Source organism: Massilia polaris (assembly GCF_012927275.1).
Lineage (GTDB): Bacteria > Pseudomonadota > Gammaproteobacteria > Burkholderiales > Burkholderiaceae_D > Telluria_A > Telluria_A polaris.
In genome coordinates this window covers 453268-475171 of sequence record NZ_JABBGG010000002.1, presented here as the reverse complement: position 1 = coordinate 475171, position 21904 = coordinate 453268, and the positions used below count along the sequence as shown (strand labels likewise).

19 protein-coding genes and 1 tRNA gene are annotated in these 21904 nt (G+C 62.1%); 9 read left to right on the top strand and 11 right to left on the bottom strand.

Features of this window, described 5'->3' with window-relative positions; translation table 11 throughout:
• Positions 1-65 precede the first annotated feature (65 nt).
• Both HHL21_RS06000 and HHL21_RS05995 read left to right on the top strand, forming a co-directional pair.
• Positions 66-139: transfer RNA gene (locus HHL21_RS06000), tRNA-Cys, on the top strand.
• A gap of 87 nt (positions 140-226) precedes the next feature.
• Positions 227-1390 carry a DUF1565 domain-containing protein gene (locus tag HHL21_RS05995; protein ID WP_169464326.1) on the top strand — a complete coding sequence of 388 codons (1164 nt, stop codon included), beginning with the start codon at positions 227-229 and terminating at the stop codon, positions 1388-1390.
• 9 nt (positions 1391-1399) lie between these two features.
• Here HHL21_RS05995 and HHL21_RS05990 read toward each other — a convergent pair whose 3' ends face one another.
• Positions 1400-2638 (bottom strand): RtcB family protein, encoded by a 1239-nt coding sequence (locus HHL21_RS05990; RefSeq protein WP_169464325.1) that lies wholly within the window; start codon positions 2636-2638, stop codon positions 1400-1402.
• 164 nt (positions 2639-2802) lie between these two features.
• Here HHL21_RS05990 and HHL21_RS05985 point away from each other — a divergent pair, with 164 nt between their 5' ends.
• The 3 genes from HHL21_RS05985 (at position 2803) to HHL21_RS05975 (ending at position 5735) form a co-directional block, all read left to right on the top strand.
• Positions 2803-4104 (top strand): cation:proton antiporter, encoded by a 1302-nt coding sequence (locus HHL21_RS05985; RefSeq protein WP_169464324.1) that lies wholly within the window; start codon positions 2803-2805, stop codon positions 4102-4104.
• A gap of 85 nt (positions 4105-4189) precedes the next feature.
• Entirely contained in the window at positions 4190-5269 is a 1080-nt protein-coding gene (locus tag HHL21_RS05980) for a lipid A deacylase LpxR family protein (protein WP_169464323.1), read from the top strand.
• A gap of 64 nt (positions 5270-5333) precedes the next feature.
• Positions 5334-5735: a hypothetical protein gene (locus HHL21_RS05975; RefSeq protein WP_169464322.1), complete on the top strand. Its 402-nt coding sequence runs from the start codon at positions 5334-5336 to the stop codon at positions 5733-5735.
• A 43-nt stretch (positions 5736-5778) separates the two neighbouring features.
• Here HHL21_RS05975 and HHL21_RS05970 read toward each other — a convergent pair whose 3' ends face one another.
• From HHL21_RS05970 to folE, 3 genes are all read right to left on the bottom strand, one after another.
• The gene (locus HHL21_RS05970; protein WP_169464321.1) at positions 5779-6108 is read right to left on the bottom strand and encodes a transposase; all 330 of its coding nucleotides are present in this window, start codon (positions 6106-6108) and stop codon (positions 5779-5781) included.
• A gap of 103 nt (positions 6109-6211) precedes the next feature.
• On the bottom strand, positions 6212-7579 hold the full coding sequence (locus HHL21_RS05965; protein ID WP_169464320.1) for a thioredoxin family protein: 1368 nt from the start codon (positions 7577-7579) through the stop codon (positions 6212-6214).
• 5 nt (positions 7580-7584) lie between these two features.
• A complete protein-coding gene (gene folE / locus HHL21_RS05960) occupies positions 7585-8151 on the bottom strand; it encodes a GTP cyclohydrolase I FolE (RefSeq protein ID WP_169464319.1) in 567 nt (188 codons plus the stop codon).
• Positions 8152-8306: 155 nt separating this feature from the next.
• Here folE and HHL21_RS05955 point away from each other — a divergent pair, with 155 nt between their 5' ends.
• On the top strand, positions 8307-9179 hold the full coding sequence (locus HHL21_RS05955) for a hypothetical protein (RefSeq protein WP_206085600.1): 873 nt from the start codon (positions 8307-8309) through the stop codon (positions 9177-9179).
• Here the strand turns inward: HHL21_RS05955 and nudC are convergent.
• From nudC to ssb, 4 genes are all read right to left on the bottom strand, one after another.
• Entirely contained in the window at positions 9141-9959 is an 819-nt protein-coding gene (gene nudC / locus HHL21_RS05950) for an NAD(+) diphosphatase (RefSeq protein WP_206085599.1), read from the bottom strand. The two genes, HHL21_RS05955 and nudC, sit on opposite strands and share 39 nt — an antisense overlap.
• A gap of 81 nt (positions 9960-10040) precedes the next feature.
• The gene (locus HHL21_RS05945) at positions 10041-10205 is read right to left on the bottom strand and encodes a hypothetical protein (RefSeq protein ID WP_169464318.1); all 165 of its coding nucleotides are present in this window, start codon (positions 10203-10205) and stop codon (positions 10041-10043) included.
• A gap of 673 nt (positions 10206-10878) precedes the next feature.
• The gene (locus HHL21_RS05940; RefSeq protein ID WP_169464317.1) at positions 10879-11925 is read right to left on the bottom strand and encodes an ice-binding family protein; all 1047 of its coding nucleotides are present in this window, start codon (positions 11923-11925) and stop codon (positions 10879-10881) included.
• 551 nt (positions 11926-12476) lie between these two features.
• Positions 12477-12980 carry a single-stranded DNA-binding protein gene (gene ssb / locus HHL21_RS05935; RefSeq protein WP_169464316.1) on the bottom strand — a complete coding sequence of 168 codons (504 nt, stop codon included), beginning with the start codon at positions 12978-12980 and terminating at the stop codon, positions 12477-12479.
• A 280-nt stretch (positions 12981-13260) separates the two neighbouring features.
• On the opposite strand from ssb, the gene uvrA reads away from it, so the two are divergent.
• Positions 13261-16143: an excinuclease ABC subunit UvrA gene (uvrA, locus tag HHL21_RS05930; RefSeq protein WP_169464315.1), complete on the top strand. Its 2883-nt coding sequence runs from the start codon at positions 13261-13263 to the stop codon at positions 16141-16143.
• 83 nt (positions 16144-16226) lie between these two features.
• Here the strand turns inward: uvrA and HHL21_RS05925 are convergent, their stop codons facing one another.
• The gene (locus tag HHL21_RS05925; protein WP_169464314.1) at positions 16227-18092 is read right to left on the bottom strand and encodes a phosphoenolpyruvate carboxykinase (GTP); all 1866 of its coding nucleotides are present in this window, start codon (positions 18090-18092) and stop codon (positions 16227-16229) included.
• 357 nt (positions 18093-18449) lie between these two features.
• On the opposite strand from HHL21_RS05925, the gene HHL21_RS05920 reads away from it, so the two are divergent.
• Positions 18450-19448, top strand: a complete 999-nt coding sequence (locus tag HHL21_RS05920; protein WP_169464313.1) for a D-2-hydroxyacid dehydrogenase family protein — start codon at positions 18450-18452, stop codon at positions 19446-19448.
• Here HHL21_RS05920 and HHL21_RS05915 read toward each other — a convergent pair.
• A complete protein-coding gene (locus tag HHL21_RS05915; protein WP_169464312.1) occupies positions 19445-20200 on the bottom strand; it encodes an L-asparaginase in 756 nt (251 codons plus the stop codon). The genes HHL21_RS05920 and HHL21_RS05915 overlap by 4 nt on opposite strands.
• Before the next feature lie 154 nt (positions 20201-20354).
• Between HHL21_RS05915 and HHL21_RS05910 the strand changes: the two genes are divergently transcribed.
• Positions 20355-20840, top strand: a complete 486-nt coding sequence (locus HHL21_RS05910; protein WP_169464311.1) for an asparaginase domain-containing protein — start codon at positions 20355-20357, stop codon at positions 20838-20840.
• A 123-nt stretch (positions 20841-20963) separates the two neighbouring features.
• Here HHL21_RS05910 and HHL21_RS05905 read toward each other — a convergent pair whose 3' ends face one another.
• Positions 20964-21860 carry a recombination-associated protein RdgC gene (locus tag HHL21_RS05905; RefSeq protein ID WP_169464310.1) on the bottom strand — a complete coding sequence of 299 codons (897 nt, stop codon included), beginning with the start codon at positions 21858-21860 and terminating at the stop codon, positions 20964-20966.
• Positions 21861-21904 lie beyond the last annotated feature (44 nt).

The window sequence follows — 21904 nt, the reverse complement described above, 5'->3', positions numbered from 1 at the left end:
CATCAATTCAAGGTTTGATCCATATGAATCGCCTTTCGCCGCGATGGTAGAAACTGAGTTCCATTGGCGGGGTAGCAAAATGGCAATGCGCCGGCCTGCAAAGCTGGCTAAGTTGGTTCGATTCCAACACCCGCCTCCAGCTTTTTCGCGGAGGTCTTTCCCGACCTCCGCTTTCGTTCGCGCGATCGTTGCTTTCGGTCGCCGACTTGACTGTGAGGACCTGTCAATGACTGCACTTATCCGTTCTGCGAGAAATGCGTGTACCGGCGTCCTGATCTGTACCGGCCTTGCGGTCCTCCTGGCGCACGCCGCCGCCGCACCTCCTCCCGACAGCAAAGCAGCGCCAGCAAGCAAGTACAACTACTACGTCTCGCCGGACGGTTCGAACAGCAACCCCGGTACCGAAGCCTCCCCCTTCCAGACCATCCAGCACGCTGCCAGCATCGCGCTGCCCGACACGACCATCCATGTGGCGAAGGGAACTTATGCGGGTGGCTTCCGCACCACCATGAGCGGCGAGTCGAACGCGCGCGTCGTGTACCGGTCGGTGGTCAGATGGGGCGCGCGCATCGTCCCGCCGGTGAAGTCGGCCAGCACCACCGCCTGGGACAACCGCGGCAGCTACGTCGATATTGTCGGCTTCGACATCGACGGCCGCGGCTCCAGCATCGGTACCGCATGGCAGCACGGCATCTACAACGGCGGCTCGTATGTTTCGATACGCAATAACCAGGTACAGCACATTGGAGAGAAAAGCGGTTGCGGCGGCAGCGGCAGCTCGGGCGTCGGGCTGGACAGCTACTACAAGGGGATCAGTTCGGATGTCATCGGCAACAGCGTGCATAACATCGGCACGACCGGCTGCAAGTTTTCGAAGGGGATTTACCTGAACACCACGGGCCGGGTGCAGAACAATGTGGTGTACGCAATCGGCGGCGCCGGCATCCAGCTCTGGCACGACGCGCGCCACGCGACCATTTCGAACAACACCGTCGTGGGCTCGACCGCCGGCATCCTGGTCGGCGGTGGCGACTACTATCACACCAAGGGCCCCAACGATTACACCAGCGTGCACAACAACATCGTGTTCGATAACAAGACCGGGATCACCGAGCATGGCTGGACCGGCAGGAACAACACCTACCGCAGCAACCTGGTGTTCCAGAACGCAAGCGCCGACTGGGGACTGCGCAACGGCCTCAAGCACACGGGGACGATCAGCGCGGCGCCGCAATTCATTAGCTATTCGAAAAACGGCACGCCGGACCTGCGCCTGCTGCCGACTTCGCCCGGCGTCGGCAAAGGTATCGCGTCGCACACGCCCACCGTCGATATCAACGGCAAGGCGCGCAAGCTTGCCGCCTATGACGTCGGGGCGTACCAGCGCTGAGCACCCCGCCTAGCCCTTGACGCATACCACCTGCTTCAAGGTGTGCACCACCTCCACCAGCTCGCGCTGGGCGTGCATCACCGCCTCGATGTCCTTGTAGGCCATCGGGATCTCGTCGATCACGGCCGCGTCCTTGCGGCATTCGACGCCCCTGGTCGCGCCGATGTGGTCTTCGACCGTGAAGCGGCGCTTTGCTTCGGTGCGGCTCATGATGCGCCCGGCGCCGTGGCTGCAGCTGTTGAAGCTTTCCGGATTGCCCTTGCCGCGTACGATGAAACTCTTCGCGCCCATCGACCCGGGGATGATGCCCAGCTCGCCCGGCCGCGCCGACACCGCGCCCTTGCGCGTCACCAGTACGTCCTTGCCGAAGTGCTGCTCCTTCTGCACATAGTTGTGGTGGCAGTTGACGGCCTCGACGTGCGTTTCAAACGGCTTCGTGATCACCGTACGCAACGCGGCGATCAGGTTCTGCATCATGACTTCGCGGTTGATGCGCGCAAACTTCTGGGCCCAGCCGACCGCCTGGATATAGTCGTCGAAATGCTGGGTGCCCTCCGACAGGTAGGCCAGGTCCTGGTCGGGCAGGTTGATGTGGTGCTTGCGCATGTCCTGCTTGGCCAGCTCGATGAACTGGGTGCCGATCGCGTTGCCGACACCGCGCGAGCCGGAGTGCAGCATCAGCCAGACGAAGCCTTCTTCGTCCAGGCATACCTCGACAAAATGATTGCCGCTGCCGAGCGTGCCGAGATGTTTGTAGTTGTTGGTGTTTTTCAGGTTCGGCCGCTTGCGGCAAATCTCGTCGAACTCGTCCTTGAGCTGGAGCCATCCGGCATCGACCGCGGACGGCGCCTTGCTCCATGAGCCCTTGTCCGGACCTTTGAAGCTGCGGGTTTTCGGCGACATGCCGTGAGGGATCGCCTGTTCGATGGCGCTGCGCAGTTTCCCCAGGCTGTCGGGCAGGTCCCTGGCAGTCAGCGTGGTCTTCGCCGCCATCATGCCGCAGCCGATGTCGACGCCGACCGCGGCCGGAATCACCGCGCCAAGGGTCGGGATGACGCTGCCAATCGTCGAGCCCTTGCCCAAATGCACGTCCGGCATGACGGCGACATGTTTATAGATAAATGGCAGCTTCGCCGTGTTCGCCAGTTGTTGCTTGGCCGCTTCTTCCACCGGCACGCCTTTGGTCCACATCTTGATCGGGCGGGCGCCGTCGTTATTGATGACCTCGTAGGTGGTGTCGTTCTTCATCTGATTCTCCGCGTCGCGCTGCTGGCCACCATGATCGCAAAAATCACACTGGCGCGGTGCGCGGCAGGATCGCGGCTCCCTCAAAAACTCTACGTGTGCAAGCGAACGGATGGACGCAGGCGTCACCTGTAGCATGAACTGCAAGCGCAATAGCCATATTCCACATGACAACAATCCACTGGTTCATCCTGATCGGATGCCTGATGCTGGCACGCGGTCTTTTCGCGACGTCGATATCGCGGCTGCCGGTCTCCTCGAGCATCGTCTACCTTGCCGTCGGACTCATCCTTGGGCCGCTGGCGCTCAACGTTTTTGCCTTCGACCCCACCAAGGAATCGCACCTGCTGGAAACGCTCACCGAGATCGCGGTGCTGATCTCGCTGTTTTCCGCCGGCGTGAAAATGCCGGTGCCGATCACGCGCAAGCGCTGGGCAACGCCGATCCGCATGGCGTGGGTGTCGATGTCGCTGACGGTCGGCCTGATCGCCGCCTTCACCCATTTCGTCGTCGGCCTGCCCTTGGGCGCCGGCATCTTGCTGGGCGCCATACTTGCGCCGACCGATCCGGTACTCGCGACCGACGTCCAGATCCGCCATGCCGGAGACCGCGACCAGTTGCGCTTCGCACTGACTTCCGAGGCGGGAATGAACGATGGCTCCGCTTTCCCGTTTGTGATGCTGGGCCTGGGCCTGCTTGGTGCGCATGAGCTCGGCGAGTTCGGCTGGCGCTGGCTGGCCGTCGACGTGGTCTGGGCGACGCTGGCCGCAATCGTGCTGGGCATCGCCGGCGGCGCCCTGCTGGGCCAGATCGGGTGGCGACTGCGCAACCGCGAGCCGAAGCATGAGGTGCTGGATGACCTCGTTGCGCTCGGGCTGATCGGGGTCGTGTACGGCCTGACCGTGATGGCGCATGCGTGGGGATTCCTGGCGGTCTTTTTCGCCGGCGTCGCGCTGCGCCAGACCGAGCTGGTCTTATCCGGTGCCCATAAAGACCGGCAGGGCTTGCTGGTGGCCGACGATGTCGAAGACCAGGTGACCGGCGACGAACACGAAGTGCCATTGACGGTCAGCGGCGAATCGCTGGTGTTCAAGGAACACCTCGAGCGGCTGTCCGAACTGACCCTTGTGCTGCTGCTTGGCGGCATGGTGGCGAGCTCCGACTTCAACTGGCGCTCGGTCAGCACCGCGGTGTTCCTGTTCGTGATCGCCCGTCCGCTGAGCATCATGCTGGGCCTGGCCGGCTCGAACGCCCCGATGCGCGTGCGTTCTATCACCGGCTGGTTCGGCGTGCGCGGCATCGGCTCGCTGTACTACCTGATGTACGCGATCAACCACGGCCTGCCGCACCATCTGGCGCGCGACCTGATCCAGTTCACCGTCGTCACGATCATCCTCTCGATCATCGTGCACGGCTCGAGCGTGACGCCGGCATTGCACCGCTTCTGGCCGAAAAGCCGCCGCACGTAAGGAGTATGAGCCACGGCAAAGCCGGGGCAAGTTGCGCGCCTACAATCGGACTGATCAGTAGTCACGATCGGAAAGGCGGGCCGCCATGTCGCTGTTTTCCTTCAACCAAAGCGTTCGCGCGGGCGCGGCGCTGCTTGCGCCCGCGCTCCTTGCCTGCGGCGCGGTCCACGCGCAAGCTCCCGGCCCGCAACAGGAAACCGTCCATTTCGGCACCTACGAAAACGACTCGTTCTTCGATACCGACCGTTTTTATACCAACGGTGTGCAGCTGTCGATCAAGCGCTCACGCGACCAGCGCGGCGAGTTCGCCAGGACCCTGGCGCGCCGCGCCTGTGCCTGGCTCGACTGCGACGACAGCATCCTGCTCACCAGCCAGACCAATTACGGCCAGCTGATGTACACCCCGGGCAATATCACGATCGCGGCGGCGCAGCCGGAAGACCGACCGTGGGCGGGGCTGCTGTATGTCGAGCACGCCTACGCACTGCTGTCGGCCGACCAGCGCACCCTCACGACGCTCGGCGCCCAGGTCGGCGTGACCGGCCCGGCCGCGCTGGCCGAGGAAGCGCAGAAGCTGATCCACAAAACATTGGACCGGCCGGCGCCGCAAGGCTGGCATAACCAGGTCGGCGGATCGCTGGCGGTGATGGCCAGCGCCGAGCGCCGCACCGCGCTGGAAGGGCTGTCGGTCGAGCTTCCGGGCGACGTGCAGCTCAATACCGCCGGCTATTGGCGCCTTGCCGCCGGCAATACCATGACCTACGCGGCCGGCGGCCTGGCGATCGTGGTCGGCAAGGACCTTCCCGCCGTGTCGCCGCCGCCGCCCGGCATCGCCAACAAGCTGGCCAGGGATGCGTTCGGGCCGACCGCCTGCATGCTCAGGTGGCTGCAGTGCACCGGTTTCGGCGTGATCGAGAGTCGGCTGATGGGACGCAATATCTTCCTCGACGGAAGGCTGTTCCATCACGATCCCAAAGTGAAGCGCCGCAATTTCGTCATCGACCTGATGGTGGGGATGCGGCTCGACTTCCCCGACACGCGCACCGCCAGCCACGGACCGTGGTTCGTCCAGTTCAAGATCACCCGTCGTTCGCGCGAGTTCCGCTCGTCGATTCCGGTGCCGCGCCACCGGATGGCCGCTATCACCCTCGGCACCGAATTCTGAGCATTGTTGCAGCTGGCGCAACTCGCGCCTTATACTGCATGGACTAATTTCGAGGGAAGCTCACATGCGCAGGACATGGGTACTACTGGCGCCGCTGGTGCTGGCGGGCTGCATCAAGGACTCGGCATCGCACTATATCGACGGCAACGAGCACACGCTGAGCGTGCGCGTGGCGCAGGATTATTTCTGGAAAGATGCGGTCGACGTCACCGTGGTCGCGGCGCGCTGGCCGGATTGCCAGCGGCAGTTCTCGCTGGGTGAGTTGCCGGTGGCGGAGATGGATGTCGAGCTGTTCGCGGCGGGCAAGAATGTGTACAGCCTGCGCGCGGGCGCGCGGACGTGGCAGATCGAGACGCAGAACTGCACGATGCTGCCGACGCCCGCGCCGGAAGCGCTGGGCGCGCCGATCGGCGTGTTCAGGATGGGCGAGGATAAGTTTGTGTTTGAGAAGGCCGCGGCGAATTAGGGATCGTGGCGACTCACGCGGATGCGGCGGGGCCTTATCCGCACTACACTGCGCGGCGTTCCAGCAGTTCCTTCAGCCGCGCGATGGCCTTGGGCCGGCCGGCTTTTTCCAGCGCCAGCTCGAGCAGGGATCGCTCGCCCTCGCGCGCCGTCGTCCACTGGGTGAAGTATTCATGCACCGTCCGCCATGGCGGAAATTCCTTCGGCAGGCTGCGCCAGGCGGCGCCGGTGTCGAGAAAATACAGCATCGCGTTGAAGACGTCGTACAGATCGTGCTTGCGTGGCCGGGTCTTGCGGCGCGCCGCTTCCAGCATGCCGCGTACGGCGTCGAATTCTTCACGCGAGATGTCGCTCGCGAATTCGGGTCTGGCCATCGCATTCGCCTCAAATGATCATTTGAGACAAAAATAAGGAACAGGTTCCCTTGTCGGCATGCGCCAGACAAAAAAACGTGGCCGGGCCGGCCGGTTCGCCTGGTCAGGCCGCCAGCGTCAACGCCATCTGGCGCAGAAGAATGGCGCGCTCGCTGCGCCCGGTCCACGCGCCGAGCTTGCCGGCGATGCGGACCAGCTGGGTGGCGTTGCGCTGGCTCGATGGGTCCGCCATTCCGGACAGTTCATCGACGATTTGCCCAGATAGCCGGTCAATGCGCCCGGCGTCATGCGGCGCGAAGTCGACCAGGCTCTGCAGGTATGTGGTTCCCCATTGCAGCCGCGTCGCGGTCCCGCGCGCGCTGGTCCATGCCTGCTCGTACCAGTCGATGGCGCGCACCGGATCGCCGCGTTTCTTGGCGATCGTCGCGAGGTTGTGCATGAAGTAAAACGGCGAATGCGATCGCTCGAGTTCCGCCACGAGCAGCGCTTCGGCCTCCTCAGGCAGGCTGGCGTCGGCCAGGATCCCGGCAGCGGTGTTGAGCACCGTGTGGCGCAGTGCCGGTTCGCTGACTTCGGCAACCGATGCCGCCACGCGGGCGCGCACCAGGTCCGCCATGTGCTCGAGCGGGGCGCCAAGGCGTGCCAGCCGCACGCGCACGCGCAGGGCCGACAACTGGTCGGCCAGGCTGAGCGTGGGATCGGATATCAGCGTTTCAAGCGCGGCGGCCCAGGCCTGGGCGAACGCCGCGCGGGCATCCGAGCCCGGTTCGGTGAGGAAGCGGATCAAGTCGACCGCGTAGGTGATCACCAGGTCCATCTGCGCGCACACCGTTTTCGGGTCGGCGAGCGCGGCGCAGATGCGTGCGATCACGCTGCGCTGGTCGATGCCGGCCTTGCCGCCCATCGCGGCCGCGTGCACCGCATGCCATTCGAGCCGCAGGCCAGCGTCGTCGAGGGTGCAGGCGCGCGTCATGCTGGCCAGCGCGGCGGCGAAATCGAGGTTCTTCAGGACCTGGTGTTCGTCGGTGTCCCACGAGTAAAAACTGAGCATGCGCCACTCGTCGTCCGACAAGGTCCGTTCGCGCGACAGCGCCGCGCTCAGCGATTGCGCCACGGTGTATGTCGCGTGCAAGGCGAGTGCGAGGGTTTTGACAAAGCGGCCGCCGGCCAGCTCGCACGGCAGGCGGGTTACCTCGGTGCCGTCGGCGCGGAACACGACCAGGGTCGGATAGCTGCGCAGCTTGTAGTGCGCGGCAAGCTGCTGGGCGCCGGGAGCGTCGCCATCGATATGCAGCGCGACAAACGACTGGGCGAGTTCGGCGAAATCGGGGCGGGCGAAGGTGTCGGCCTTGATCCGGTTGCAGGGCGGGCACCAGCTCGCGCCCCAGTACAGGAACAGCGCGCGTCCCGATGCGTGCGCGTGGGCGAATGCGGCCGCAGGTTCCCCGCTGAACCAGTCGAATCCGTCCATCGGGCTCAGGATTCCCGCGCCAGCGCGAGGAATTCCGTGCGCAGCGCGAGGTTCGGCTGGAGTTCGCCGAGCATGGCGGAGGTGATGGTTTCCTCGCCCGGCGTGCGGATGCCGCGGCTTTCCATGCACAGGTGGCGGCACTTGATGACCACGCCGACCGCCTTCGGTTCCAGCACTTCCATCAGCGCGTTGGCGATCTGGATCGTCATCCGTTCCTGCACCTGCAGGCGCTTGGCGAAGCAGTCGACCAGGCGGGTCAGCTTGGACAGGCCGACGATCTTACCGTTCGGCAGGTAGCCGACCGTCGCCTTGCCGAAGAATGGCGCCAGGTGATGCTCGCAATGGCTGTACACCGGGATGCCGCGCACCACGATCAACTCGTTGTACTGCTCGGCGCCGTCCTCGAATGCCTTCAGCAGCTCGACCGGCTCCTGGCCGTAGCCCGAAGTCCAGTGCTTCCACGCCTTGGCGACGCGGTGCGGCGTTTCCACCAGGCCCGGACGGTCGGGGTCTTCACCCAGGCTGGACAGCAGGCGGCGCCAGTCTTGTTCGGAGAAGGCTTCGTTGGACATATATTCTTAACCCTAAATATTTCGATTGCCGACAGTATATAGAAAATGCCGGGGCCTTACCTGCAGGGAAACTGCCCTTTCTTGCGCTAACCGGACTCATCCAGAGCGGGTCCGCGCTAGCGTAAGCGGCATGTCCGTCCTCTCGGGAGAATGCCATGTTTGGAAGCACTGTACTGGAAGTGGCAATCGGCCTCACGTTCTGCTACGCCGCGGTGGCGCTGATCGTCAGCACCGTGCAAGAGGCGATCGCCTCGCTGCTGCGGCTGCGCGCGCGCACCCTGCTGGAGGGCGTCAAGACCATGCTCAACGATCCCAACTACAGCGCGCTGGCGCGCGCGCTGTACAGCCACGCGCTGGTCAACCCGCACGACGACGGCACCGCCGCCGACGAGCGCGCGCTGAAGTTCAAGCCATCTTATATAGAACCGAAGCTGTTCGCCATCGCCATGCTCGACACCATCCAGAGCCTTCCCGGCGACTGGGTCCAGCTCGGCCGCGACATCGATGCGATCGGCGACGAGCAGGTGCGGCGCGCGCTGCACAGCATTTACCAGCAAGCCAACGGCGACCTGGCTCGGCTGCAGGCCGGCATCGCGGGCTGGTTCGACAGCGCGATGGAGCGCGTGTCGGGCGCCTACAAGCGCAAGTCGCTGATGGTCAGCCTGGCGCTGTCGCTGCTGCTGGCGATCCTCTTCAACATCGACAGCATCCACCTGTTCCGTACCCTGTGGCAGCAGCCGGCGCTTGCCGCGCAGCTCACGGTCGAGGCCCTGGACAAGGGCGGGGTGAAAGCACTGACGACCCTGCCGATCGGCTGGCAAAGCTTCCCGGCCACGGTCGACAGCGCCTTCGCGATGCAGGTGGCGGGCTGGCTGCTGACGGCCTCGACGGCGCTGTTCGGCGCGCCGTTCTGGTTCGACTTGCTGCAACGCACCGTCCAGATCCGCGGCACCGGCGAAAAACCCGCCCAGCAAAGCAAGGAGAAGCGGTCAGCTGCGCGGCCGGTGGGCGTCGACCAGAACGCTTGAAATCGAGATGTGCGGCACGCGTTCGGGCCATTCGTCATCCGGCCCGAACCAGCGTGCCTCGGACAGCTCGCCGGCGTCGATGCGGATTTCCCCATCGAGATAATCGGCGGTAAAAGCGATCATCAGCGAGTGCGGGAACGGCCATGACTGGCTCGAGAAATACTTCAGGTTGTGCACGCGCAGGCCGACCTCTTCGAACACCTCGCGGTGCACCGCGTCCTCTATCGACTCCCCCGCTTCGAGGAAACCGGCCAGCGGCGTGAAGCGCTTGCTGGGCGAGGCGACGTGCATCGCCATCAGGTAGGAATCCCCCTTGCGGATCAACACCATCATTGCCGGCGAGATGCGTGGATAGGCGGTCATCGCGCAGCTGGTGCACTTGAAGCAGCGCTCGCCGCGCACCCGTTCCATCGGCGACCCGCAAGCGCCGCAAAAGCGGTGCGTACGCGCCCATTCGGCAATTTGCGACGCCCGGCCGGCCACGGCCAGCAGGTCTTCATCCACCGCGCCGAACAGCGAGCGCAGGCCACGCCACACGTAACCTTCGGGGGCGGCCGGATCGCCTTCTATCCATGCAGCGTGGCAATAGCGGCTACCCAACATGCCCACCGGCTGGATGCTGCGCTCATCGGCGCCGGCCGCGGCAGCCACGGACATGGATGGCAGCGCCAGGCTGGCCTCATGTATCAGCAGCTGTCCGCCATTGAACACGAAGGTCAGCGGATCAGGGACAGGAAGCGGATCGATCAGGAGACGGAACGTCAGGGGGCTCTTTAGCATGTCGCGAACGCTTTTTCCATGTGGTCGTATTGCCATGATACCGCTGACTGCGGTCCTTCGTGCCACACCTGTCGATAAATCTTACAGATGATCGCAGGCGCCGAGGGTTGCGCCGGACCGCAGGTGTGCTGGTATTGAATTCGCCGACACGCACAGCTGCTTGCTCGGATTGGTGCTGCTTCCCGTCGTCTTGCAGACCATGATTTTGTCCTTCTCGCAGCGCGCGTCGACGACTGGAACGGACACGGTGGCCTCCGCGCTGCACTGAAAAGCATATGGTCTCTGCATATGTGCCTTTGCAATTTTGCTAATGAAGATTACGCCCGGCTATTTATGTCCGCTAATGAAATTATTCGATGCCGCCATAACTGCGGGGAATGCCGGATCACGGCAAATGCGGAAGCGGGAAAGCGGAAGGAATTGCAGCCTCGGCGTAGCGGCAGAACCGGTGTCCCCTGCGGTCCAATTCGCGATCCAAATCAGTCGGCATATTCGACACCAACGGCGACAGCGGCCAGGTTCGGTGCCAGCTCGGCCAGCCGCTCGTAACCTTCAATCCATCGCAAGCTTTCCTTCGGCCTGCCTTCAAGGCTCGATCCAGCCGTGGACTCTCTTTAATGCACGCCTCGTCCTTGAAGTCACGCCCTCTGCAGGCAATGACGAGAAATACACAAGCGCTAAAATAAGAAAAAATAAAAAGGGTTACGATTTCTCGTAACCCTTTTCTATTTATTACTACTGCACCCATGGGCATGTGCGGATTCGAACCTGCGACCAACGAATTAATAGTATTGGTTGCCGTTGTTCAATAGAAGTTCCCGCTATAGAGATTCCGTAATGCCCGTAGAGCGAAAGGGCAGCTGAATGCTTCAATTTGCGAAGCGCCCCCGTAGTAAGTATCTGGCAATTGTCATTTATCTTACGACAGATTAAACGCCAGCCGTTTGCCGGATTGCTTATCTTGTATCCGACGGCGACAACTCAAGCCCAGGCCAACGAGTCCGAAGCCCAGAAGCGCTAGCGTTGTGGGCTCGGGTACAGCAGCCGGTTCGAACGGGAGGAAAGTCACCACTGTTCCCTCTGGGGTCGTTGTCACGTCCAAGCCCCCGCCTAGACCATCGCTGCCAGCAATATTGCCTGTGCAATAGCGAGAAAGCGTGTTTTGTTGAAGCGTCACAGCACCGGTATCTGCTAATGCCCGACCGCATCTATCTGTCGCGGTGGTGTTCATGCTGATGCTGGTAAGGGCAAGAATATTCCCCAGAAACGTGGTATTTGTATCGATGGTCGCCGAACTTGCGACATTCCAGAACAAACCTGCCCCGTCACCGGTGTTGATCATGTTCACGACCGAGTTGGGGGACGTAATCAGTGTGCTTTCCATCTGGAAAACCCAAGCGGCATTGGCGTTGCCTCCGCCATCGAGAGTGAGCACGCCGGACAAATTCGTCGTTCCCGTAGCTACCGTGTAGACGCCGGGAGCGAGAATTAAACCAGTCAAGTCGGGATTAATCAGGATAGTGCCCGGTCCGAGCGATGAAAGATTGTTTCTTGCTGTGGTGAGTTGACCTTGGGCCGATTGTGCCAACGCAGTGCCTGCGTGTACCAATCCCCCTGTTACCTGCGAGTCCGACACAGCAACACCTGGCGATGAGTTAAAGCCGGTGATCGCATTTGCACCGTCGCTCGACCATACTCCCACGTTCCCGCCAATGGTGCTGGTGGGGACGTTGGTCACCGTCTCGGCACCAAGAACCGTAAAACTCGCCAAGTCCGCGCCGAGAATTGGACCTGCTATCGCCTCGCTACCGTAAAGCGCTCCAATCAACATCAATGACATTATTGATCGAATTATCTGTTTGCTCATCATACCCACCCCATATTCTCTAATGAAAATTAAAGTTGCGTAATAGCCGCATTGTAACGGCCGCCCTGAAAAACAATGATAGTTAATCTGTTGAAGCATTCATGCGCTATTTTCTTTAAGAGCAAAAACCGTGCCAGCGCCAGCAAGCCTCTGATATATATAAGATTTTCGTTATTGAGCAATTCGCGGCTGACGCAATACGTAAAGTATTCCGACACGATCCCGTCGGCGACGCTCTGGGTTGTGAGGGAATGTTTATTGCCGCTAGGGGAGCTGTCTCCATTGCAAATGGTAAGACGTTCACGCAAGCGTGGTTTAGTCGTGCGACGATCAGAGTGATGGGGACATCTAAAAATGTATACGAAACTGGTGCTGTAATCGTTGAGTCAATAGCTCATCAATACGGCCCCAAATGAAGCGCTTTATCGGGAAGCGAAGCGGAAAGAGACTGGGGAAACGCAGATTCCACGGTGGAGCACCCGTACGGGACGACCAAAGCGTGGATGGATCGACGCACTTCCTGACGAAAGGATTGGACCGCGTGAAGACTGGAATGCAACTCAGTATTTTCTTACACTACCCAAAAAGCAGAAATCCCCGAAAGACGGGGATTCCAAGGCAATACTTTACAAACTGTTCGCAGGTGTAAGTCAGAACGGAATGTCGTCATCCATATCCGAGAAGTTAGGCGCCGGACGTTGCGCCGGGCGCGCTGCCGGTGCTGGCGGCGGGGCCTGGCGCTGTGGCGCCGGACGGCTCTGCTGTGGCGCGTCGTAGCCGCCACCGTCGTCCATGCCGCCAGCGTCGCCGCCCATGCCCTGGCGTCCGCCAAGCATCTGCATGTTCTCGGCGATGATGTCGGTTGCGTATTTCTCGACGCCATCCTTGTCGGTGTACTTGCGGGTCTGCAGGCGGCCCTCGACGTAGACCGACGAACCCTTCTTCAGGTACTGGCCGACGATTTCAGCCAGGCGGCCGAAGAACGAAATGCGGTGCCACTCGGTCAGCTCTTTCTGCTCGCCGGTGTTCTTGTCCTTCGACTTGTACGAAGTCGCGACAGCGATGTTGGCGATGGCGTCACCGCTCGGCATGTAGCGGATCTCCGGATCGCGCCCCAGGTTGCCGACGATGATGACTTTATTCACTGATGCCATGTATTACTCCTAATGAACGCGGCGGCGCGCGACGCGATGATTTATCCCTAAACGGGGATTATATGTCAGCCGCCCAGTGAAAAGCACTCAATATTGTGCCCTCAACGTGCGTTTGCAGCAGGCATGAATACTGGTATTATATACAGTATCCCGCCACCGATTCCTGAGCGTTATCAAGACGCGCTCGCCCCGCTTACGGACGCAGCCAACCGTAACTGCCCGGAACGTCATCAGCGAATCGCGGCTATAGTATGTGGCTGACCATCAAAGGCAAAAATAAATGGAACAAATCCGCATTCGCGGCGCTCGTACGCACAACCTCAAGAACATCAATCTTGACCTTCCACGCAACAAGCTGATCGTGATTACCGGCCTGTCCGGTTCGGGCAAGTCCTCGCTCGCCTTCGACACCTTGTATGCGGAAGGCCAGCGGCGTTACGTCGAATCGCTGTCCGCGTATGCGCGCCAGTTCCTGCAGCTGATGGAAAAGCCCGACGTCGACATGATCGAAGGCCTGTCGCCGGCGATCTCGATCGAGCAGAAGGCCACCTCGCACAACCCGCGCTCGACGGTCGGCACGGTCACCGAAATCCACGACTACCTGCGCCTGCTGTACGCGCGCGTCGGCACGCCTTACTGCATCAACCACCCGGAGAACGCGCTGGCCGCGCAGACCGTGTCGCAGATGGTCGACGCGGTGCTGGCCATGCCCGTCGATACCAAGCTGATGATCCTGGCGCCGGTGGTGGCCAACCGCAAGGGCGAGCACTCCGACCTGTTCGAAACGATGCAGGCGCAGGGCTTCGTTCGCTTCCGTATCCAGAGCGGCACGCACGTCGCCAAGATCTACGAGATCGACGACCTGCCGACGCTGAAGAAAACCGAGAAGCACACAATCGACGTGGTGATCGACCGCGTCAAGGTCAACGAGGAGATCAAGCAGCGCCTGGCCGAAAGCTTCGAGACCGCGCTGCGCCTGGCCGACGGCCGCGCCGTGGTGCTCGAGATGGATCGGGCCGCGGAAGGCGGCGGCGCCGAACACGTCTATTCGAACAAATTCGCCTGTAACGAATGCGGCTACTCGCTGCAGGAACTCGAGCCGCGCCTGTTCTCGTTTAATAACCCGATGGGCGCCTGCCCGGAATGCGATGGCCTCGGCCACATCGAGTTCTTCGACCCGAAGCGCATCGTCGCCTTCCCCAACCTGTCGCTCGCGTCGGGCGCGGTAAAGGGCTGGGACCGCCGCAACCAGTTCTATTTCCAGATGCTGTCGAACCTGGCAGCGTACTACGAATTCGACATCGACGAGCCGTTCGAGAAGCTGCCGGAAGCATCGCAAAAGGCGGTGCTGTACGGCTCGGGCAAAACGTCGATCCCGTTCACCTACGTGAACGAGCGTGGCCGCACCGTCATCCGCGAGCACACCTTCGAAGGCGTGGTCACCAACCTGCAGCGCCGCTATCGCGAAACCGATTCGATGGCGGTGAAGGAAGAGTTGGCGAAGTTCATCAACGAGAAGCAGTGCCCATCGTGCGACGGCGCGCGCCTGCGCACGGAAGCGCGCTACGTCAAGGTCGGAGAAGGCAAGCAGCAGCGCGCGATCTACGAAGTGGCCAACAAGCCGCTGCGCGACTGCCTCGATTTCTTCGAAAAGCTGAAACTCAAAGGCGCCAAGAAGGACATCGCCGACCGCGTGATCAAGGAAATCGTCTCGCGCCTGAAGTTCCTGAATAACGTCGGCCTCGACTACCTGTCGCTGGACCGCAGCGCCGACACCCTGTCGGGCGGCGAAGCGCAGCGCATCCGCCTCGCATCGCAGATCGGATCCGGCCTGACCGGCGTGATGTACGTGCTGGACGAGCCGTCGATCGGCCTGCACCAGCGCGACAACGACCGCCTGATCGAAACGCTGAAGCACCTGCGCGACATCGGCAACAGCGTGCTGGTGGTCGAGCACGACGAAGACGCGATCCGCACCGCCGACTACGTGGTCGACATGGGTCCGGGCGCCGGCGTGCATGGCGGCCAGGTGATCGCCGAAGGCACGGTCAAGGAGCTCCTCAAGAACAAGAACTCGCTGACCGCCAAGTACCTGAACGGCACGCTTGGCATCGCGGTGCCGAAGAAGCGCCACCCGTCGAACCCGGACCGCCAGCTGGTCATCCTAGGTGCGACCGGTAACAACCTGAAGAAGGTATCGCTGAAACTGCCGGTCGGCTTGCTGACCTGCGTGACCGGCGTCTCCGGTTCGGGCAAGTCGACACTGGTCAACGACACGCTGTATCCGGCGCTGTCGCGCCACCTGTACGGCTCGCAGACCGAACCTGCGCCGCACGATTCGATCAGCGGCCTTGAGCACTTCGACAAGGTGATCTCGGTCGACCAGGCGCCGATCGGCCGCACCCCGCGTTCGAACCCGGCCACGTACACCGGCGTGTTCACGCCGATCCGCGACCTGTTCTCCACGGTGCCGACAGCGAAGGAGCGCGGCTACAGCGCCGGACGGTTCTCCTTCAACGTCAAGGGCGGGCGCTGCGAAGCGTGCCAGGGCGACGGCGTGATCAAGGTCGAGATGCACTTCCTGCCGGACGTTTACGTGCCGTGCGACGTCTGCCATGGCAAGCGCTATAACCGCGAGACGCTGGAAGTACAGTACAAGGGCAAGAACATCACCGAAGTCCTCAACCTGACGGTGGAAGACGCACACGAGTTCTTCAAGCCGGTGCCGGTCATCGCTCGAAAGCTGCAGACGCTGCTCGATGTGGGCCTGGGATATATCAAGCTGGGGCAGAGCGCGACGACGCTGTCGGGCGGCGAGGCGCAGCGGGTCAAGCTGTCGCTCGAGCTGTCGAAGCGCGATACGGGACGCACGCTGTATATCCTCGATGAGCCGACCACTGGCCTGCACTTCTACGATATCGATTTGCTGCTGAAGGTGATTCATCGCCTGCGCGACCAGGGCAATACCCTGGTGATCATTGAGCACAACCTCGACGTGATCAAGACGGCGGACTGGATTGTCGACCTCGGGCCGGAAGGTGGCGCGGGCGGCGGCAGGATTATCGCGACGGGCACGCCGGAAGAAGTGGCGGCGAATCCGGAGAGCGTGACGGGTAAGTATTTGGGTCCGTTGTTGAAAGTGAAGTTGAAGCAAGCGGTGTAATTCGGCGATTCTCCGCCGATTTACGTAAACCAAAAAAGGGACTGCGAAAGCAGTCCCTTTTTCACTTGAAGACGTTCAGCAGATTACGCCGACAGCCGCTTCTCCAGCTCCGCCTTCGCATTCACCAGCTCCTGAGGCACATTCTGCTCCAGCCTGTGGAACAGCTCCTCGTGCAGCTTCAGCTCCTCCTTCCACGCGTCCTTGTCGATCGACGTGATCTGCTCAAACTGCTCGCGCGTAAAGTCGATGCCGTTCCAGTTCAGGTCCTCATACCGCGGCGTGGTGCCGAAGATGTTCTCGACGCCGCCTGCCTTGCCTTCAATACGATCCAGCTTCCACTTCAGCACGCGCATGTTGTCGCCGAACCCTGGCCACACGAACTTGCCATCGGCGTCGGTACGGAACCAGTTCACGCAGAAGATCTTCGGCAGCACATCGCCATGCTGCTCGCCGACCTTTTTGCCGAGGTTCAGCCAGTGCTTGAAGTACTCGCCCATGTTGTAGCCGATGAACGGCAGCATCGCGAACGGATCGCGGCGCACAACGCCCATCTGGCCCGCTGCCGCGGCAGTGGTCTCGGAGCCCATGGTCGCCGCCATGTACACGCCCTCCACCCAGGTGCGCGCTTCGGTCACCAGCGGCACGGTGGTCGAGCGGCGGCCGCCGAAAATGAAAGCCGAAATCGGCACGCCCGCAGGATCGTCCCAGGCCGGGTCGATGACCGGGTTCTGGGTCGCGGCCACGGTGAAGCGCGCGTTCGGGTGTGCTGCCTTGGTGCCCGACGCCGGCGTCCAGTCCTTGCCCTGCCAGTCGACCAGGTGCGCAGGCGCTTCCTTGGTCAAGCCTTCCCACCATACGTCGCCGTCGTCGGTCAGCGCGACGTTGGTGAAGATGACGTTCTCGCGCAGCGAGGCCATGCAGTTGTAATTGGTCTTTTCGTTGGTGCCAGGCGCAACGCCGAAGTAGCCCGCTTCCGGGTTGATCGCGTACAGGCGGCCGTCGGCGCCCGGCTTGATCCAGGCGATGTCGTCGCCGATGGTGGTGACTTTCCAGCCTTCGAAACCGGCAGGCGGAATCAGCATCGCGTAGTTGGTTTTGCCGCAGGCCGATGGGAAGGCCGCCGCGACGTAGTGCTTCTTGCCCTCTGGCGACTCGACACCCAGGATCAGCATGTGTTCCGCCAGCCAGCCGGTGCCGCCCTGCCCTGCTTCCTGGTGGCCCATGTTCGATGCGATGCGCAGCGCGAAGCACTTCTTGCCCAGCAGCGCGTTGCCGCCGTAGCCGGAGCCGAACGACCAGATCTCGCGGGTTTCAGGGTAGTGCACGATGTACTTGGTCGGGTTGCATGGCCATGACACATCCTGCTGGCCCGGACGCAGCGGTGCGCCGACACTGTGCACGCACGGCACGAAGTCGCCGTCGGCGCCCAGCACGTCATACACGGCCCGGCCCATGCGCGTCATGATGCGCATGTTGACCGCGACGTAAGGCGAGTCGGACAGCTCGACGCCGATGTGGGCGATCGGCGAACCCAGCGGGCCCATCGAGAACGGGACAACGTACAGCGTACGGCCAGCCATGCAGCCGTCGAACAGGCCGTGCAGCGTGCGGCGCATTTCGGCCGGGTCGGTCCAGTTGTTGGTCGGGCCAGCCTGCTCTTTGGTTTCCGAGCAGATGAAGGTACGGTCTTCGACGCGCGCCACGTCCGACGGATCGGACCAGGCCAGGTAGGAATTCGGACGCTTGGCCGGATTCAGCTTTTTCATCGTGCCGGCGGCAACCATCTCGCCGCACAGGCGGTCATACTCTTCCTGTGAGCCGTCGCACCAGTAGATGCGGGCAGGCTTGGTCAGGGCCGCGACTTCGGCGACCCAATTGATAAGCTTTTGATGTTTGATGTAAGCTGGGACGTTCAGTGTCGCAACGCCACCCATGACGGGCTGATTCATAGTACCTCCAATTGCCAATTAAAATTCTTTGGTGTCCTGCACGGCAGATCGTCGTCAGCTGGAGAGCTTGCGCGCGTGACGGCTGGAACGGGGTGGCGATCCGACGGTCCGGCGATACGGCGGTCATGTCGACAGCCTTTTGAAGGGCTGGTGGACTGGGTGCTGCGTGGACTTGAGGGCCTGGCGGCCAGGGCAAATCCCGATTTTTAGAGGGCGATTGTACACCCGCCCTTACCATTTAATATGCAAGACCCACAAAAATGTAGGAATAATGACCCACTAAAGTAGTAAGCTATTTCGAATGTCCAGATTCCCGTTATTTACTTACGTAGTCCAGCTCAACATCTGCCATCTCCCATGAAAATTGCGATTCTCGACGATTACCAGGACAGCGTGCGCGGCCTCTCCTGTTTCCGCTTGTTGGACGGCCACGAGGTCAAAACATTCACTAATTCGTCGCGCGGAATCGGCCAGCTGGCGATCCGGCTGGCGCCTTTCGATGCACTGGTGCTGATCCGCGAACGCAGCGCCCTGCCGCGCGCGCTACTGTCGCGGCTGCCTAACCTGAAGCTGATATCGCAGACCGGCAAAGTCAGCGGACATATCGATGTGGATGCGGCCACCGAACTGGGCATCGCAATTGCCGAGGGAGTCGGCTCGCCAGTCGCGCCAGCCGAACTGACCTGGGCCTTGATCATGGCAGCGAGCCGCAAGATCGTTCCGTACGCGGCGAACCTGAAGGACGGGCTGTGGCAGACCGCGTCGGTCAACCCGGAACTCAACGGCCTCGGCACGGTGTTGCGGGGGCGTACGCTGGCGATCTCGGGCTATGGAAAGATCGGGCGCATGGTGGCCGGGTACGGCAAGGCCTTCGGCATGCAGGTGCTGGTCTGGGGCAGCGAGACCAGCCGTGCGGCCGCAGTGGCGGACGGGTTTGAAGCTGCCGGCAGCCGTGACGAGTTGTTCGAGCGGGCCGATGTGCTGACACTGCACCTTCGCCTGTCCGACAATACCCGCGGCCTCGTCACGCACGCCGACCTGGCGCGCATGAAGCGGACCGCCCTGTTCGTCAACACCAGCCGCGCCGAACTGGTGGCCGACGGCGCGCTGGAACAGGCATTGACCGAAGGCAGCCCGGGCTTCGCCGCGCTTGATGTATTCACCAGCGAACCGCTGGCGGCGGGCGCGCCGATCCTGCGCATTCCGACCGTGCTGGCGACGCCGCACATCGGGTATGTCGAGAAGGACAGTTACGAAATTTATTTCGGCGCGGCGTTCGAGAACATCGTTAAATTCGCCGGCGGCGAGCCGGCCAATATCCTGAATCCGGAAGCGTTGGCGAAGAAGCGCTGCTAGCGTTCTTCTTCCTGCGGCGCGAGGCGGATCTTCGGCGCCGGCATCACGTGCGCGCGCGTCCACAGGCCGGCCCAGCCCGGCGGCCAGCCAATGGCGGGGCCACCGTAAGCTGGCAGGGTGGCGCGCACGGGAATCACCGGCACTGGCGGCGTATCGCGCAAGCCGCCGGCAACAGGCTTTTCCATGTCCAGGCTGTACATGTAGCCCGGCAGCAGCGCGTCGCAAACGTCGGCGAACCACGCGGTGTGGTCTTCATCGCGGCCCAGGGCCTGCGCCAGTCCCTGCGGATCGAACTTCGCCAGCGCATGCACCAGTTCTTCGGTACTGGCGCCGGGCGTGTCGCCCCAGCCCATGACGGGATTGACGTTGTAATCGGCGCCCGAGCCGTACCAGCCTTCGCGCCACGGGCGCTGCATCCAGTCGCGCTGACCGGTGAACAAATGCCAGCGCCAGTGCAGGCCGGAGGGCTTGGGCCAGGAATACAGGTAGAGCTTTTCGTAGCCGGCTGCGTGCAGCGAGCGCACCATCGCCATCAGCCGCGCGTGCGGCATGCGGTCGGGCGGCGCGCGCCGGAAAAGGATCGGTTCGCCGTCGGAGTGCTGCACTTCGTCGGACGACAAATTGAGGTCGAGGGTGCGCGCCTCGGAACCGAAGCGCGCCGAGATCCAGCCGGTCAGCAGGTTGACGTGCGTGATGACGCCGTAACCGCGGTGGCGGTGGAAGATTACTGTTCCAGGAGCGAGCGCTTTCATCGGATAAGCCGGCAAGAATAAACAAACAGTGTAGCGATGCGGTACATCGGATTCCAGCGCGGTCACAACCGGAAACATCATCGCCGCGTATTTCGACAGCGACTGTGGTAACGGCTATCATAAGCCACTTTTACCCAACCCACATTCACACACCATGAGCTTGCGCATCATCGCCACCGGCGGCACCTTCGACAAACATTACGACGAACTGACCGGCATTCTCGGGTTCTCCGACAGCCATCTTCCGCAAGTGCTGGCGCGCACGCGCATGACGATTCCGGTCGAACTGGAAGTGCTGCCGCTGCTCGATTCGCTAGACATGCAGGACGACGACCGCCAGCGCGTACTCGCATCGTGCCGCGCCGCGACAGAGAAATCAATCGTGATCGTGCATGGGACCGATACGATGAAGGAAACCGCGGAGGTGCTGGGCAATGCGGGATTGGGACAGGCGATCGTGCTGACGGGCGCGATGATCCCTTACGAGATTGCGAATTCGGATGCGCTGTTCAACCTGGGATTTGCGACGGGGGTGGCGCAGACCTTGCCGCCGGGCGTGTATGTTGCGATGAACGGGCAGGTGTTTACGTGGAATAACGTGACCAAGAACCGGGCCGCGGGGGTGTTCCAGCCGTTGTAAAAAAATCGGCGGAAGAGGGCGCGAGCCCGGTGTAGCAGGGGTTTCGAATCGCATGCGATTCGCCTGCGAAACGGTCTCCGCTTGCAAGCGGAGACTCCCTGGCGAAGCATCCGCCGAACTGGCTTACGCCTTCGCTTCTCCGCCCAACGCTTCAACGATGTCGGCCATCATCTGCGACAGCTCGCCCGTCATCAGCATCATGTCGTTGTCGAAACGCTCTTCATCATTGCGCGTGCTGGTCTCGTTTTCCTTGATGACGTCCAGCGGCTTGATGCCCTTGATCGCCAGCGACTCGGTCAGCACGAACGAGATCTTGTCATTCCACGTCATCGCCAGGCGGGTGCACTGCTTGCCCGACGCGATATGGCGGCGGATATCGTCCACTTCCAGCGTGTGCTTCACGTAACGCACCGCAGCCTTGCTCTCGCCGGTCGCACGCAGTTCCGTGTCCTGGTCGACGGTGAAGCCGTGCGGCGCTTCGTCCATTTCCAGCCACGCGGTCATCACCGCCACCGGCGAGCGCTGCACGCGCAGGCTTTCCAGCGGCATGCGGTCGACTGCCTTGAGCAGCAGCTTGATCACGTCATCCGCCTTCGACGGGCTGGCCGCGTCGACCACCAGCCATCCGTTGACCGGATCGATCCAGGTCCACACGTTGCTGCGGATGCTGAATGCGCGCGGCAGCAGCTCGTCGGCCACGCGTTCCTTCAATTCCTTCATCGCCTTCTTGCCGGGAGCGAAGCCTTGCGCTTCTTCCAGCTCGGCCGCCTTGGCCTTGGCGACCTGGTTGATGACCGAGGTCGGCAGCAGTTTCTTTTCGGTGCCGAGCAGGATCAGCATCTGCTTGTTGACGACATGTACCAGATTCGCATTGCCGCGCGGCGAATCCCAGCCCTGGCGCAGCAACTCGTTGCTCGATGCCGGAGCGAAGCGCATCGGCGCCAGCGCCTCTTCCAGCTGCTCAGGAGTGTAGGCCCACGGTGCGGGCAGGCGGTAAATCTGTAGATTCTTAAACCACATTTTGCTATGCCTTGTTTCAGTCATTGTTTCCAGGGGAACGCCAT

Coding starts and splice junctions, on each gene's coding strand:
- HHL21_RS05905 (WP_169464310.1), bottom strand. CDS start 21,860: ATGTGGTTTAAGAATCTACAGATTTACCGCCTGCCCGCACCGTGGGCC.
- nudC (WP_206085599.1), bottom strand. CDS start 9,959: ATGCTAAAGAGCCCCCTGACGTTCCGTCTCCTGATCGATCCGCTTCCT.
- HHL21_RS05990 (WP_169464325.1), bottom strand. CDS start 2,638: ATGAAGAACGACACCACCTACGAGGTCATCAATAACGACGGCGCCCGC.
- HHL21_RS05955 (WP_206085600.1), top strand. CDS start 8,307: ATGTTTGGAAGCACTGTACTGGAAGTGGCAATCGGCCTCACGTTCTGC.
- folE (WP_169464319.1), bottom strand. CDS start 8,151: ATGTCCAACGAAGCCTTCTCCGAACAAGACTGGCGCCGCCTGCTGTCC.
- HHL21_RS05940 (WP_169464317.1), bottom strand. CDS start 11,925: ATGCTTCAACAGATTAACTATCATTGTTTTTCAGGGCGGCCGTTACAA.
- uvrA (WP_169464315.1), top strand. CDS start 13,261: ATGGAACAAATCCGCATTCGCGGCGCTCGTACGCACAACCTCAAGAAC.
- HHL21_RS05980 (WP_169464323.1), top strand. CDS start 4,190: ATGTCGCTGTTTTCCTTCAACCAAAGCGTTCGCGCGGGCGCGGCGCTG.
- HHL21_RS05985 (WP_169464324.1), top strand. CDS start 2,803: ATGACAACAATCCACTGGTTCATCCTGATCGGATGCCTGATGCTGGCA.
- HHL21_RS05920 (WP_169464313.1), top strand. CDS start 18,450: ATGAAAATTGCGATTCTCGACGATTACCAGGACAGCGTGCGCGGCCTC.
- HHL21_RS05965 (WP_169464320.1), bottom strand. CDS start 7,579: ATGGACGGATTCGACTGGTTCAGCGGGGAACCTGCGGCCGCATTCGCC.
- ssb (WP_169464316.1), bottom strand. CDS start 12,980: ATGGCATCAGTGAATAAAGTCATCATCGTCGGCAACCTGGGGCGCGAT.
- HHL21_RS05975 (WP_169464322.1), top strand. CDS start 5,334: ATGCGCAGGACATGGGTACTACTGGCGCCGCTGGTGCTGGCGGGCTGC.
- HHL21_RS05915 (WP_169464312.1), bottom strand. CDS start 20,200: ATGAAAGCGCTCGCTCCTGGAACAGTAATCTTCCACCGCCACCGCGGT.
- HHL21_RS05995 (WP_169464326.1), top strand. CDS start 227: ATGACTGCACTTATCCGTTCTGCGAGAAATGCGTGTACCGGCGTCCTG.
- HHL21_RS05910 (WP_169464311.1), top strand. CDS start 20,355: ATGAGCTTGCGCATCATCGCCACCGGCGGCACCTTCGACAAACATTAC.
- HHL21_RS05925 (WP_169464314.1), bottom strand. CDS start 18,092: ATGAATCAGCCCGTCATGGGTGGCGTTGCGACACTGAACGTCCCAGCT.
- HHL21_RS05970 (WP_169464321.1), bottom strand. CDS start 6,108: ATGGCCAGACCCGAATTCGCGAGCGACATCTCGCGTGAAGAATTCGAC.